The sequence below is a fragment of the Sphingobacterium endophyticum genome, from assembly GCF_009733535.1.
Lineage (GTDB): Bacteria > Bacteroidota > Bacteroidia > Sphingobacteriales > Sphingobacteriaceae > Sphingobacterium > Sphingobacterium endophyticum.
The window spans coordinates 238573-251885 of record NZ_SMMI01000005.1; the positions used below are offsets into that span (position 1 = coordinate 238573).

11 protein-coding genes are annotated in these 13313 nt (G+C 32.3%); 5 read left to right on the forward strand and 6 right to left on the reverse strand.

Translation table 11 applies throughout. The annotated features are described in order from the left end of the window. Positions 1–233 precede the first annotated feature (233 nt). Positions 234–2144 carry an FUSC family protein gene (locus tag E0Y80_RS09025; protein ID WP_156307336.1) on the forward strand — a complete coding sequence of 637 codons (1911 nt, stop codon included), beginning with the start codon at positions 234–236 and terminating at the stop codon, positions 2142–2144. Between the two features lie 65 nt (positions 2145–2209). Further along, entirely contained in the window at positions 2210–2710 is a 501-nt protein-coding gene (locus tag E0Y80_RS09030) for a DinB family protein (RefSeq protein WP_156307337.1), read from the forward strand. Positions 2711–2738: 28 nt separating this feature from the next. Here E0Y80_RS09030 and E0Y80_RS09035 read toward each other — a convergent pair whose 3' ends face one another. Next, positions 2739–4232: a sulfatase gene (locus tag E0Y80_RS09035; RefSeq protein ID WP_156307338.1), complete on the reverse strand. Its 1494-nt coding sequence runs from the start codon at positions 4230–4232 to the stop codon at positions 2739–2741. An 88-nt stretch (positions 4233–4320) separates the two neighbouring features. Between E0Y80_RS09035 and E0Y80_RS09040 the strand changes: the two genes are divergently transcribed. Continuing rightward, positions 4321–5241 (forward strand): hypothetical protein, encoded by a 921-nt coding sequence (locus E0Y80_RS09040; protein WP_156307339.1) that lies wholly within the window; start codon positions 4321–4323, stop codon positions 5239–5241. A 240-nt stretch (positions 5242–5481) separates the two neighbouring features. Then, the gene (locus E0Y80_RS09045) at positions 5482–5799 is read left to right on the forward strand and encodes a hypothetical protein (RefSeq protein WP_156307340.1); all 318 of its coding nucleotides are present in this window, start codon (positions 5482–5484) and stop codon (positions 5797–5799) included. Positions 5800–5878: 79 nt separating this feature from the next. On the opposite strand, the gene E0Y80_RS09050 is transcribed toward E0Y80_RS09045, so the two are convergent. Then, complete coding sequence (locus E0Y80_RS09050) at positions 5879–7873, reverse strand: hypothetical protein (protein ID WP_156307341.1); 1995 nt, start codon at positions 7871–7873, stop codon at positions 5879–5881. 30 nt (positions 7874–7903) lie between these two features. Beyond that, a complete protein-coding gene (locus E0Y80_RS09055) occupies positions 7904–8845 on the reverse strand; it encodes a glycoside hydrolase family 43 protein (protein ID WP_156307342.1) in 942 nt (313 codons plus the stop codon). Between the two features lie 325 nt (positions 8846–9170). Between E0Y80_RS09055 and E0Y80_RS09060 the strand changes: the two genes are divergently transcribed. Then, positions 9171–9461 (forward strand): hypothetical protein, encoded by a 291-nt coding sequence (locus E0Y80_RS09060; RefSeq protein WP_156307343.1) that lies wholly within the window; start codon positions 9171–9173, stop codon positions 9459–9461. A 270-nt stretch (positions 9462–9731) separates the two neighbouring features. Here E0Y80_RS09060 and E0Y80_RS09065 read toward each other — a convergent pair whose 3' ends face one another. Genes E0Y80_RS09065 through E0Y80_RS20990 form a run of 3 tightly spaced genes read right to left on the reverse strand, consistent with a single transcriptional unit; the run spans position 9732 to position 13241 of the window. Further along, positions 9732–10301 carry a hypothetical protein gene (locus tag E0Y80_RS09065; protein WP_197091531.1) on the reverse strand — a complete coding sequence of 190 codons (570 nt, stop codon included), beginning with the start codon at positions 10299–10301 and terminating at the stop codon, positions 9732–9734. Then, positions 10298–13012, reverse strand: a complete 2715-nt coding sequence (locus tag E0Y80_RS09070) for a GH116 family glycosyl hydrolase (RefSeq protein WP_156307345.1) — start codon at positions 13010–13012, stop codon at positions 10298–10300. Before E0Y80_RS09070 ends, E0Y80_RS09065 begins: the two co-directional genes overlap by 4 nt. 19 nt (positions 13013–13031) lie before the next feature. Then, the gene (locus E0Y80_RS20990; RefSeq protein ID WP_156307373.1) at positions 13032–13241 is read right to left on the reverse strand and encodes a RagB/SusD family nutrient uptake outer membrane protein; all 210 of its coding nucleotides are present in this window, start codon (positions 13239–13241) and stop codon (positions 13032–13034) included. Between the last annotated feature and the right edge of the window lie 72 nt (positions 13242–13313).

A 13313-nucleotide genomic window follows, 5' to 3' on the forward strand; every position in this document is an offset into this window, starting at 1 on the left:
AAATATAAATGTAATACAAAATATTATTTTGATATAAAAATATTACTCAATATCATATTTCAAAATATGATTGATTTTATTATTTTTGCGCATTAATAAATAAATTCAATTATAAAATATTGGTTTCAGCTTCATTATCAAAGGTTAAGACATTTCTGAAAAGTGAATCAAGCCTTGATGCACTTCGAAATATTTTGGTAATTTTAATTCCAAGCATCCTTATCTTTTATTTTTTGGACGGGCATATCGCTATTGCATTTGCTGTTGGTGTTTTATTGGCTGCATTAACTGATGTTCCAGGAAATAAAAATGATAAATTATCAACAGCCATCTATTGTCTACCTATCTTTTTTATTACTTCAATAACTACTTCATTTGCTCTATTTTATCATTCCTGGACAATCCTATTATTATTGGGGGCGTTTGGTTTTCTCTATACAATCATTGCTGTTTTAGGTTTCAGGGTTAATGTTGTAGGAAATCTAGGGTTAATTGTGGCAAGTTTTACCATAGGATTAAGACCTAATGATCCAATTCAGTTTAGCTTAGCAGTTACTGCTGGGGCATTGTTCTTCTTTATTATTTGTATTATTCAGGTTTATTTGACCCCGAATAGATCATTGAGGTATGCTGTTGAAGGAGGCATTAAAACTATGGGCAACCTAATCCGCTTGAAAGTAGACTGTTATGATGAAAAGGTTTCTTTAAATATTGCCTATAAAGCATTAAGTTCCTTCCATGTCAAGGTAAGTGATCAACTTGAATCTATCCGATTTATTTTATTAAGGGATAAAAAACTTCATTCTAAGCATGATGAAGAGAGCAAAATTTGGCTTGCAAAATTATACCATTTAGTTGATCTCTATGAATTGTTAATGGCGATTGATAATGATTATGAGGAAATTCGAAACACATTGCGGGGAGGAAACACCTTAAAATTAATTCGTCAATCTCTTCATTTACTTTATAAAGAAACTCAAAGATTGACCGCCACCAGCTCAATTAAAAAAAATAGACCAACAAAAAGGTATAAATTAGAGGAATTACTTCTCCAATTAGAGACTGACCAAGCAGATGCAACTCCTCAAAAATGGACATTAATATGTTCCATTAGCACTCAATTAAGGCATGTTTCAGATATTCTCCAAAAATTTGAAGTTCAGCAAGAATATCATGAAAATACCTTGGTGGATAGTAAAAATTACATTGATTTTGTTGCTCCAAAAAGTACTTTAAAAACTATAATCAACAATCTTACCTTTAAATCGCCAATATTTGCTTATGCCATTCGCATGTCTGCACTACTTATGGCAGGTGGTTTGATTGGCTTCTTATTGCCAGAATATCGCTACGCTTCCTGGATACTCTTAACAATTATACTTGTAGCTAGACCGAGTTATACCAATACCCAAAAAAGAAATTATCAAAGAATTATTGGTTCCATAATAGGAATTGCAATTAGTTTATTACTATTAATATGGATTGATAACATCTTGGTTCTAATAAGCATTGCGGCGTTTTGTCTCTATTTATTTTTATTATTCAACAAACCCAATTATCTGATCTGTGTAATTTTTATTACGATCAGTATTCTTTTGGGACAGCATGTTTACGAAGGAGAAATTCAGGACATTCTTGGCAGTAGATTTGTCTTCACTTTATTGGGATCAATATTTGCAGTCCTAGGATGCCTAGCAATTCCAATTAATCATTATCGTTCGGTTCAGCAGAGTACAAATTCATTACTACAACATTTTCAATCTTATTTATTCAAGATTCAAGAAAGCTATGAATCAAAGAATCTGAATTTTTACGATTTAAGGTTGTTTAGGAAATTTACACAATCCTCATTGGCACAATGTTATGATGCATTAGAACAACTAGCCAAAGAACCGCTTAGGGGCAAAAGTTTAAAAGAAGATATTGTTCATTTCCAGAATTTAGTTTATCGCATCAATGCCCTACTCGTTGGATTGTCTGTAAACATGACTAAACTTGGCTTAACATTAAATCCAGAACTAATGGATGAAAAAATAAGGCATATAAATAACTTAATCTTGCAAGCTGAAGAATTATCAAAACAATTTTCAAAGGATAGAAAAGCAAAAAACAGCCTTGCGATACCCTATAAATCTTCGGAATAAATCTTGTCTTAAGACAAGTCATTTATGATCAATAATTAGGAAATTAGTATAAATTATCACTAATTATGGAAATCAATCAGCAAATATCCAAAGTACTAAATGATACATTTGACCAAACCATTAAAATGGTTATGTGTCTATCTGAAGAGCAAATAAATACAATTCCAAAAGATCAAGGCTGGACAGTTGGACAGATTGCAGAACACATACTTATCTGCAGTTCTGGAATTCCCGATAATAAAACTGAAGAAATTAATCGAGCATTTGATGATCAGGTCCCTGCAATAAAACAAATTTTCTTAGATTTTAATGTGAAATATGATGCAGACAAAAGTCTATTACCAAGACAGGATCATTATAAAAAAGAGGAACTTGTTTTGAAGTTAAAAGATTGTAAAACCAATTTACTTATTGATATAAAAGACAAGGACCTCATGCTTTTATGTAAGGATATGGAGTTTCCTCGGATGGGGTTTTTCACAAGATTTGAGTGGTTAAGTTTTATTACCGTCCATGTACAAAGACATAATCATCAAATGGAAGAGGACATAAAAGAGTTGGACTAAATCTTGCTTTTTTCCAGAATTAATCAATTTAATTAATATTCTTTTTTTTCGGCATTGGGGCTTGATTTCTCTCTAAGATAGATTTCAGTTCCAACTTCAATTCTTCTGCCTTTGAAGGCATGCCCGGATTTTGAATGATATTATCTTGTTCGCCCAAATCATTTTGAAGGTCATATAATTCAAAGGAGTCATTTCTTAAGGACCATATTAATTTATACTGTCCTTTTCGTATTGCTGATCTATAATTATATCCATCACCATCCGTTGCTGTCCACTTATTTGGTATATGAAAAACCAATGCACGATCTTTTGTTACTGTCTTCCAATTCTTTAGTCCCTTCAGCATACTTATCCCATCAATGGTTTGAACGGTTTTGGGAATTTTTATACCCGCTATTTCAAGAATAGTAGGAAACATATCTTCAATGATCACAGGATTAGAGTTTCGAACATTTTTTCCATCCTTATTATTTCCTTTAATAATTAAGGGTACTCGAATACCACCTTCATAAATAGATCCTTTACCAGACCTTAGGGGTTTATTATGAGTATATGGTTTTCCATCTCTTGAGGGTACATTGCTAAGCCCGCCATTATCACTGATAAATACTAAATAAGTTTCATCTTCAATCTTATTTTTTTCTAAAAAATCCAACACATCACCTAAACTCTTATCCATTCCTACAATCATAGAAGCATATTTTGCTTCGTTGGAGGACATTCCTTTGTCGATATATTTTTGAATAAAGCGATGATCTTCCATTAAGGGATCATGAAGGGCATAGTGACAGAAATTCAAGAAAAAAGGGATATGGTTTTTGACAGGAAATTCTAAGGTCTTCAGGGCTTCTCTCGTTAATGCTTCTGTAAGGTTAATATTCTGACCAAAATACTCTTGTAGGTTTTCAACAGCATGGTAATCACTTCCAGTTCTACCGAAATTATCTTCTCCCCAATAACTTGCAGGGCGTCCTGTTGAGGTTCCGGCGATATTCACCGTAAAACCTAAAGAATAAGGGTTTGATCCCGGAGTACCTGCAGATGCCCAGTGCGCCTTGCCTGCATGAATTGTAAAATATCCATGGTCTTTTAAAATCTGCGGTAATGCTGTTGCATATATTGTGTGAGGAATATTAGGTTCAGGGCTCATTCCGTTATGGTTCCATACAGGTTCCTGCATTTGATTATCCTGGTTGCCAGTAGGCTTATCTTTCATTGGGGCCGTCCAATTTGTAACATGATGTTTGCTAGCATTCATCCCAGTAATTAAACTGACACGTGTAGGTGTACATACAGGGGTACTATATGCATCAGTAAAAGCTACCCCAATTTTTGCCAATCGCTCCATATTTGGGGTATGATAAAGCTTATTGAAATCACTTTTCTCATTAGCAAATGGATAAGAAGTGTCCTGCCAACCCATATCATCAATCATAAAAATAATAATGTTGGGTTTTTTTTGACCAAATAGCTGAAAAGAAAATAGACAAAGAAATAAAAAAGACAAAAGGTATTTAGGCATAGGATTAGATTGAAATGGGAAGATAAGAAATTTTAAAATAATGAGAAATTCTTTATGCAAATGAGGGAAGATTTGAATCAATATTTATATGAGAACCATTATTGTTATTTTATTTTGTTTTATCATTTTCAAAGGTTTTGGACAAACAGATCCTAAGATTAAGTTTCTTCAGAAGGAATTTGAAAGATATTTTGATGGAAAATTAAAATTGGGAGAAAAAATAACGATAGCTTTCATAATTGATTCCAATAATAATTTAATTGTTAAGGAGAATAATGAATTTCGAAAACTGATAGTTCAAAAGATTAAACCAAATAAAAATATTTTCTTAAAAAATAATTATCATTCCTTTCACCTTTTAAATGACTCGATTAGAAATAGGATATATTCTACCTATTTTTATGAAGGAGTTGGAGATTTTACTCAATATTATATGCAACTTTCATTTTCAGGAGGTTTTAATAGATTTAAGAAATTAATAAATCAGGATTTTAGAAAAAAAATTGATCTTAATAAAATTGATGAATATGATTGGAATAAGCCTTTAAAATTTATTGTTAATGCTGAAGGTAATGTGAAATTTATTGAAAAAAATAATATAGCCACATTAATTGACAGTATGTATTTAAAGAAATGGCATCCTCAAATATATGATGGGTATCCAACATCGTCCTATGTAAAAACTTCAATTATAAAAAAAGTCGAATATATGGAGCATGGTATGATCAATTTTGATATAGAAGAATCCAAGATTGTATTACCATCAATATTTCAAAATAAAATTGTTGCAATTCAGCCTAAAAGATTTGGTAAAATTGATTCCGATGTTATTGTTTCATTTGTAATTACAAATAACTGTATATACTCCCCTCATATAGAACATGGAGATCATGAAATAGCTAAAAATTTAATAAATTTTATTATTTCTGAAAAAAATAAATCGAATAAAATTTTCCAATTGAATTCATTTTATCCTGAAAGGTACTTTTTTTATATTTTGGATATTTGACAAGATAGAAATTCCTTCTTATGTTTCTTTTTTGGATAAAATTTCTAGCTGATTAAAATAGATGAAATAGTAATTTCAGAACAAAATCATATTTATATAGATTATTAATTTTATTAAAGTTCCTTTAATTAACCTAATAAGTTGAAAAGACACTTTTAAAGAAAAAGTGAAATAATAAAATTATTAGCAATATTTAAAAAATTACTATTATATTTAGCATACACTAATTGTTTTAATTTTATGAGAAGGCAAACTTTATTTATTGAAAATTTAGGTTCTATTTTATCTATTCTTATTTCAATTCAGGAATGGATAAATAAAAACTCAAATTTATCACCTAAAGAAGGAAATGATTTTCTATTTAGGATAATTACTTGGATAATAATGCTTGGAGCATTTGTTCCATCTATTGATATAGGAATAAAACTTGTTAATCTATTTAATCATTTAGAATTAAACCCAATTATTTCTTTTGTTTTTGGATTGAGTATACCAGTTGCAGTTTTTTATCCATTAATTTTAATGTATCGAGAAGATAAAGCAGTAAATTATGGTTGATGGGGTAAATTCTGGTTTTTTCAATAAATAATTAAAAAGAAGTTGAATATTAGTTCAACTTCTTTTTAATTATTTTTACTTATCTAAAAAAATCTTCTACCCTATTAGGCGAAAGCATTTGCCAGAGGGATGCGACGGTCCATCCGGGAGCGAATATATCGTTATAAAAACCTTTACCATTCTTTCCATAATCCCAATTTGTATGTTGGACAACCTCTGGGTAATACCCAACTTTTGCAATATTGAACATATGATCTGGTCTAGGCATTAATTGTAGCATTGAAGATTTAATAACCTTTGAAAAATCAGAAAATCTACTTTCCTTTCTCTCCTTCGCTAACCATTCCAATACGGCAGCAAATTCAAAAATAAAAACATCAATATGGTTATTTTCCACTGACACATTCCCCCATCCTCTTGATTGAAATCCAACATCCCCTAGCATTTGTCCCTGAGCGAAAGGAACATCCCAGGTATAATACCAAGTAAGGCAAAAATATGCCGCTTTCATGCTTTGGTCAATATAATGTTGTTTTTCATTTCCTTTTGTTACCATTGCAAGGTAATGCATTGCTGTAGAAGCATATAAAGAAGCCTCTTTATCTTCACAATTGGCATCAAGGGTAGATGAAAAGTAATCTGATTTATTAATGATTTCGTTTTCTAGATAGTTTCCTGATTTCTTTGCGTGAATTAGATAATCTTTATTCTTAAAATATTTATACGCCATGGCTAATGGAAGCGTAGCTGAAGGAGTACTTCCTCCACTTTCATCTTTAACTACAAAATTATCATCAAATTTCCTCGGAAAGCTACCATCTGATTTCTGAAGCTTAGCAAAATTCTCCAGAATAGTTTGTATTCTTTTCTCCCATTGAATATGTTTTCTACCTTTTGTCTTTTCATAATGTAAATAATTCAAAATGGCAAATACTCCCTCAGACTGTCTTCGAATACTTAAATTGGTTTCTTCCTGATTTTTTGTAAAATCAACATATTCTCTGAAAAAACCATTATTTGTAAAACCATGTTTCAGATAACTATCAAAGATCGAATTAGCCTGGTCAATTAATTTTTGATCTCCGTTTTGTTCCGCATATTCCAAGGAATTATAAGCATTCAAGAGTACACGTCCGATAAAACCGACTTCGGTTGCGCCAGTACTCGTACAATCATCAGTCCGCATATGAACTCCTGAATAATACTTCAGGTCAAATTTGCTCATGTAGCTTTCTCGAAAGAAGTTCGACAGAAATTTTTTGGCTTCATCGGTACTTAATTTAGGTGCCAATGGCATTGGTTTTTGGATATCATAGGAATAAGTCCATGTTTTTGACACAAAATCACTGTAATCATGAGCTACACCCTTTGATATCTCCCAGGTCAATCTGCGTGTTTCACCCTTTTCCAATTTTTCAAAGGCTATGATTTCAGGAATTAAAGTTAATTTACGGATATATGATTTCGGGGCTTCATGATAAGGAAAACCAAATACTAAAGCCGAGGATCCGGATTCATTCTTGAAGCCAGTATATCCTAAATCAGTTTTTGAACTTAGTATGACTTCCCCTGATTGATGTTGTGCAATAGCATCTTGGTTTAATTCATCTAACCGAATTACTGAATAATAAGAACCATTCTGCGAACTAAAAATACCAGTCAATGGTGTACTTAACCTATCTTCCCGCACCTGCCAACTATCACTTGTTGCAAATGATGGAGCTTCCTTGGGAGATCTCAGGTTCTTATGATACCAAAACCCAGGCATTAAAAACTCACTTTCTGAGTGTTTATAATCAAGGATTTTATAGCTGTTCTCAAAATTATAATATACTTTCTCCTTGGCTGTAATTATCACTTCAAATCGTGTCTTATTGGTACTTTCAACCATATTCTGTTTAATATCAACAGGCATATTTTGTTGAGCAATAAGGGAGGTTCCATTTGATTGGAGTTCGATTTTTCTTGAAGGATTTCCAGGAGATTTAAAAGTAATAGATTGTTTCATTTCCTGGGAATGTGCTGAATAGCAAAAAGCTAGGGCAAATAAGGCTAGTTTGAGGTTAATATTCATTTTATATAAATGTTATCAAGATTATATCGTTTATTTCAATATAGGGTGCATAATATCAGCAATTTTCATAATTGGTATTTTATCTTGTGAAAAACTTACTTCGGCAATATACATCGCCCTAGGGTGAATTTTATCTTTAGAATGATGGGCATGAAATACGATTTTTAATTTCCCATCCTTATCCTTAAACATAGCACTATGTCCTACACCTACCAATCCATTTGGCATTTGAAGAATAGGGTTCTTATTGTATTTTCTCCAGGGTCCCATGATAGAATTTGAGGTAGCAAAGCCAATTCCATAATACTGACTTTCATAACTGTTTGCAGAATAAGTCATGTAATAAATCCCTTGATGCTTTATTACAAATGACCCCTCATTAACCCTTGGCCAAACAGTTTCCCAATCTTGAGAAACATGTATACTAGGCTTCATTGAATTCGTATCGATAGTTATCAAATCTTTTTGAAGCTTTGCTACCCAGATATTAAGCCCATCGTTAAATCGGTCAAAAAACAAGTAAGGTTTTCCATCAGAATCAATGAACAAAGAATTGTCTATTGCTTTTTCGTGAGGTAACATTGGAACTTTTTTTTGTTGAACAAATGGTCCCAATGGAGAATTTGAAGTACCAACGCAAATATGTTCATTTGCAGAATAATACATAAAGAACTTTTTCTTTTCTTTAATATAATATACTTCAGGAGCCCAAAACCATTTTCCACCCCAAGAGTCCTCAGAAGAAAGTGCCAATTTTGATTCCTTTTTCCATTCTTTAAGATTGTCTGAAGTATAAACTTCAATTCCTTGTGATGAATTTGTGCCATATGCATAATATTTTTCTTTATATAACATTATAAAGGGGTCGCCAAGAGGAACCAGATTATCCTGTTCAAATTCAGTTGAAAAAACTGAATTAGTGAGCAATATGGATGAAATTACCAAACTTAAATAAAGGTATATTCTTTTCATGTATTTAAAATTCAATATTGGTATAGGTGTATCAAATGTAATTTGAATTAAGTTACAAATTATTTAATAATTGTCTATTTCCCAATACAATAAAACCGTAGAAAACAGATTAATAAATTGATGGAAATTATAGGAATTTGAAGAGAATAAACTGCTTCACTTTTTAAATCATCGATAGATGTTTAAACATGTTACCGATTATCAATAACAAAATGAAAAACAGGTATTTATATTCGGTAATTATTGTAACATACATATGGATATATGGGAAACCGTAATGTATTTCTTGTTAAAATATCTACATTAGTTTCATCACACTAACACAATGGAGACTACAGATTTTAACGTTTGGCTAAACCAAAATGTTAAGCTTTCTAACATTAATCAAGTATGGACATTGTACCATGCTGTTCGTACCGAAAGCAATGAATTTTTTTCATTCTCGATTATGAGAGATGAGGACCGATTATTAATAAAATGTGCTAAATCCGAAAATATTCTGATCATTGAAAATCATGAATTAAAAAATCGCTTTCTGCATACTTTAGAATATCCATTTCTTTATCAAGGTGGTATAGATACCGCAAAAGAATTGAGTAAGGATTGGGTATCCTAATAATCATTAATTTCAAAAATAAAATAAATTAGGCATTGCTTACTTGTCAATCTATTGCCTTAAAATTTTGTTTTTAACCTCTAATTGAATCGAAAATAAAAAATATGGAAATGGACATTTTGTCGTTTCTTAGAGTCTTTTTTGATTCTTTTTTCACTAGTTTATTAATTAAAGATTTTTTCTTCAGTTAAAGAAGGAAAAAGCGATCGAAGAAAATTCTTTGATCGCAAAAATACCTAATAAATAAAAGCCTTAATCTTTAGAAGAAGATTATTTCTTGGAAATCATCATTTCTCTCAATTGATTTTCTGAAGTTTCATTCCAATATTTACATTCCAGTTCCATAAATATGGAACTATAAGGAATGGTAGTTTCTGATTTCAAAACAAGAATCTTAAATAAATTTGAAGCTGAATCCATTTTTGAAAATACGTCTTGATGCAAAATAGAGGAATATGCGTTATTTGGATAAATGGTATACAATTCTTCTTTAAATTTATTAGAACCAGGTGATAATTCGTCATTAAGCACATCTAACTCGAGATCTTTATACAAAATCGGTTTTACATGGCTTTGCGAATCTAATTGTGCCTTAACTTCATTTAATACAGATAACAGGGGTTCATTTGTTTCAATTATTTGAATGTTTTCACTGGCAAGTTCAGGAAAAGCCTTATCCACAATAAGCACCCAATTTCGGTGTCCAAGTTTGGGTAATTCTGTTGCTAATTCCACCTTCCAATTTTGTTTATCCTTATTTGCTTTTGGTTCCTTCGTATGTTGCTTACAGGAACCAAGCAAAATAACAACGTAAAATAAATATTGAATTAATCCTTTCATCCTATTTGAATCGTTAGTTCCTCACCCTGATTTATTTGAATTGATTTATTAAATTTAATTTTAGCCTTTCCATTTTCCACGGCCACTTCCTTAACAACAGTATTTTGTCCCATTAGAAGTACTTTAACATCTTGAGTAGGAATTTTAGATTTCCCTATCGCATTCAATGTGATCTCTTCAACCTCTAAGAGCCCTTTCTCTAATTTTAAAATTGCATTTAATTTTTCCGAACTAGATTTTTGAGAATAACTTCCCCAACCTTCAGAACCAGTAAATGCGGCTTTAAAATCTTGAGGATTTATTTTTGGATCAAATCCGATTTGTTTTTTAGGTCCATGGAATGTAAATCCACAGGCATTGATAAAAGTTCCATAACTCGCCATTGCTCTTGCATAATGATCGCTGCATTCAATTTCATTGAAAGGATTTCTTTTAGATGCATGGTATCTTTCATGAATTTTGCGTGTTAGGATTAGGCTTTCATCAATCATCCCCTCTCCCATCATATGTGCGGCAACTTGATGTTCAAATCCACTCATACATTCATGGAAATATCCAAGTTGCCAGGTTTCATTTTCTCCATATGCTTTTTTTTCATTCTTTGGATTAGTATTCATCACCATTCCAGCATCCCCTGCTAATGCATAAGGTCTTCCTTGAAGATGTGTTTTAATATAAGGTCCAACATCCGGTGTGAAATTATAATTCCATAAAGCCCTCAGTGCTGACATTGTTTTTTCTTTCGAGTTGATTCTTGGCAATCCTAACTGAAATGTCCATGCCTGTCCATAAACCTGATCGATATGACATGTGTTATAGGAACCAAGTTTCTTTCTTCCAAATTCCTTGTTGGGACAATGAATATAATACTCGCCATTAAAGAGCTGTTCATCCATATTTCTCGATCCTATTTGGAAATAATCTGCACATACCTTTTGGAAAGAAGAGTCTCCCATTTCTGCTGCCATCCGTTCCGCAGCTTTTACTGCCGCTAAACAAAGTCCAACTATCCATGCAATTTCCCCTTCCCAAACCGCATCTAAGGTATTTTCCATCGGAGTATCAGTCATTCCATCACCGTTCTTATCCTGATTTAAAATAAACTGGGTTGCTTTTTTAATGGATTGCCAATTTTTTTTCAAGAAGGTATTATCTTTACTTGTTTGATGATCACGAAAACATCTTAAGATAACTCCTGCCTGTCCATCAATTGCTGGTCTTGATTCATATTCTGCCCTAAAAATAATTGCGCCTGAATCTGGCTTGAACCCAACTCCAAAATCAGTTTGTTCTCTTAAATTACGTTCAAGTCCAGGAAATATCCTACCCATTGACTGTCCATATTGCCAAACATGTGTGCAAGTACCGGCACAGGCTCCTACTCCTTCCCAACCCCAAAACCTTCCGGTTCCAAAACGCATTGTATTTGCTGTGGCTAGTGTACCTATATTGACAAATGTCCTGTCAATAAACCAATTTGGCAAGGTCGTATCATTCCAGGTTTTCACCCAACTCAATGTATCTGCATCCAATTTTGATTTATTAATTGAATAAAACTTCAATACTTCAGCAGCATCCTTAAACTTTGTCCCATACCAATATCCTTCTTTTGCATCAATTAGATGTTCTCTGAGTTTCGGATGAGGATTATTAAAAAACCAAGAAACGGTATAATCAAAATGCTCTTTGCCTGATCCATTTAACAATCTACTGGAACTAATAGCCGCTATTTGCATGCGCCCAAATTCATCAACATGATTATCAATATTATTTTCAACAGAATCCGGGGATATCGGCCATTGTTCAACTTTAGTACTAACCTTTGCGTTTGGATCATGGCTCATAAAGGCCATATTCCCATGGTCTCCTGCAGATTGAAACTCAACAGGAACTTGATCTGCTGAAAAATAAACTAGCTTGGATCCAGAATTCACCTTATCTATCCTAGCTACCTTTTTTACATCATTAAATTCTTTCCTGCCCTTATGAACTCCATTTTCCATCCATCCTATGAGCTCAACTTCAATATTTTGATCAAATTTATTTTTGATTTCAATATGAAAGTTAGTTAATGGCAATGAAGAATTATCTTCATCCAGGGGAATAAAAGGAGAAAATGCCGTTAGTTCAACATCAACAGGAAATGAATTACTAGAAAATATCACTTTACAAGATGGGTAAGATGGTTCAAAAATCACTTCGTCCCAATGGCTTTCTTTAAGTTCTTTTTGAAGGACTTTTCCATCTCTTTTCACCGCTACCAAAAAACCTTGTTCAAATTTTCGCAAATTATCAGCTATTGCAGGTTCAACGAATGCAGATCCGTCCCTAGGCCTAACACGAACCATTTCTTTACCATTATCCCATTGGATTACTTTTCCTTCAATACCTTCTCTTGAACCGTCGTAAGCATCGTTGAAGACCTGCCATAACCAAAGTCTCCCGTCACCCCCAATATATACCGTACCTGTATGAAGCCCTCCTACTGGCATTCCGATATACTTTAATTCATTTCGACTTTTTTTATATTGAAGTTTTTCATCCTTTTTATATAAGGATTTTATCCAAGATGAATCATACCCTTTATCTAATGGTATATTGTGAATCACTTGATTCCAAGCAAACATGCTTGTAGACCAAACTGGAAAATTAACAGCAATCACTCCTAAGCCTAATAAACTTGTATTCTTCAAAAAATTTCTTCTATCCATAATTATTTTGCATTAATTACTACCAGCCTGCGTTTTGAGGTAATAAATTTTGGTTTCTATCAATTGCAGTTTGCGGAATTGGCCATAAATAATGTTTACTCTTATCAAACACACGATTTTGAGCTAAATATTTAGGCTTAGTCCAATCGCCAACTTGGTCTTTTTCATTACTATTAATTCCATAAGCAGGCTTATTTAATACATCCTCAGCGATTTTCCATCTTAATATATCGAAATAACGTTAGTTTTTAAAACATTAAAAAAAAATAGCCCATTCCAAAATTTTGGAATGGGCAACCTT

Bases quoted from the DNA above. Each gene is read 5' to 3' on its own strand.
- E0Y80_RS09030 (WP_156307337.1), top strand. From the start codon at position 2,210: ATGGAAATCAATCAGCAAATATCCAAAGTACTAAATGATACATTTGAC.
- E0Y80_RS09035 (WP_156307338.1), bottom strand. From the start codon at position 4,232: ATGCCTAAATACCTTTTGTCTTTTTTATTTCTTTGTCTATTTTCTTTT.
- E0Y80_RS09040 (WP_156307339.1), top strand. From the start codon at position 4,321: ATGAGAACCATTATTGTTATTTTATTTTGTTTTATCATTTTCAAAGGT.
- E0Y80_RS09045 (WP_156307340.1), top strand. From the start codon at position 5,482: ATGAGAAGGCAAACTTTATTTATTGAAAATTTAGGTTCTATTTTATCT.
- E0Y80_RS09050 (WP_156307341.1), bottom strand. From the start codon at position 7,873: ATGAATATTAACCTCAAACTAGCCTTATTTGCCCTAGCTTTTTGCTAT.
- E0Y80_RS09055 (WP_156307342.1), bottom strand. From the start codon at position 8,845: ATGAAAAGAATATACCTTTATTTAAGTTTGGTAATTTCATCCATATTG.
- E0Y80_RS09060 (WP_156307343.1), top strand. From the start codon at position 9,171: ATGGAGACTACAGATTTTAACGTTTGGCTAAACCAAAATGTTAAGCTT.
- E0Y80_RS09065 (WP_197091531.1), bottom strand. From the start codon at position 10,301: ATGAAAGGATTAATTCAATATTTATTTTACGTTGTTATTTTGCTTGGT.
- E0Y80_RS09070 (WP_156307345.1), bottom strand. From the start codon at position 13,012: ATGGATAGAAGAAATTTTTTGAAGAATACAAGTTTATTAGGCTTAGGA.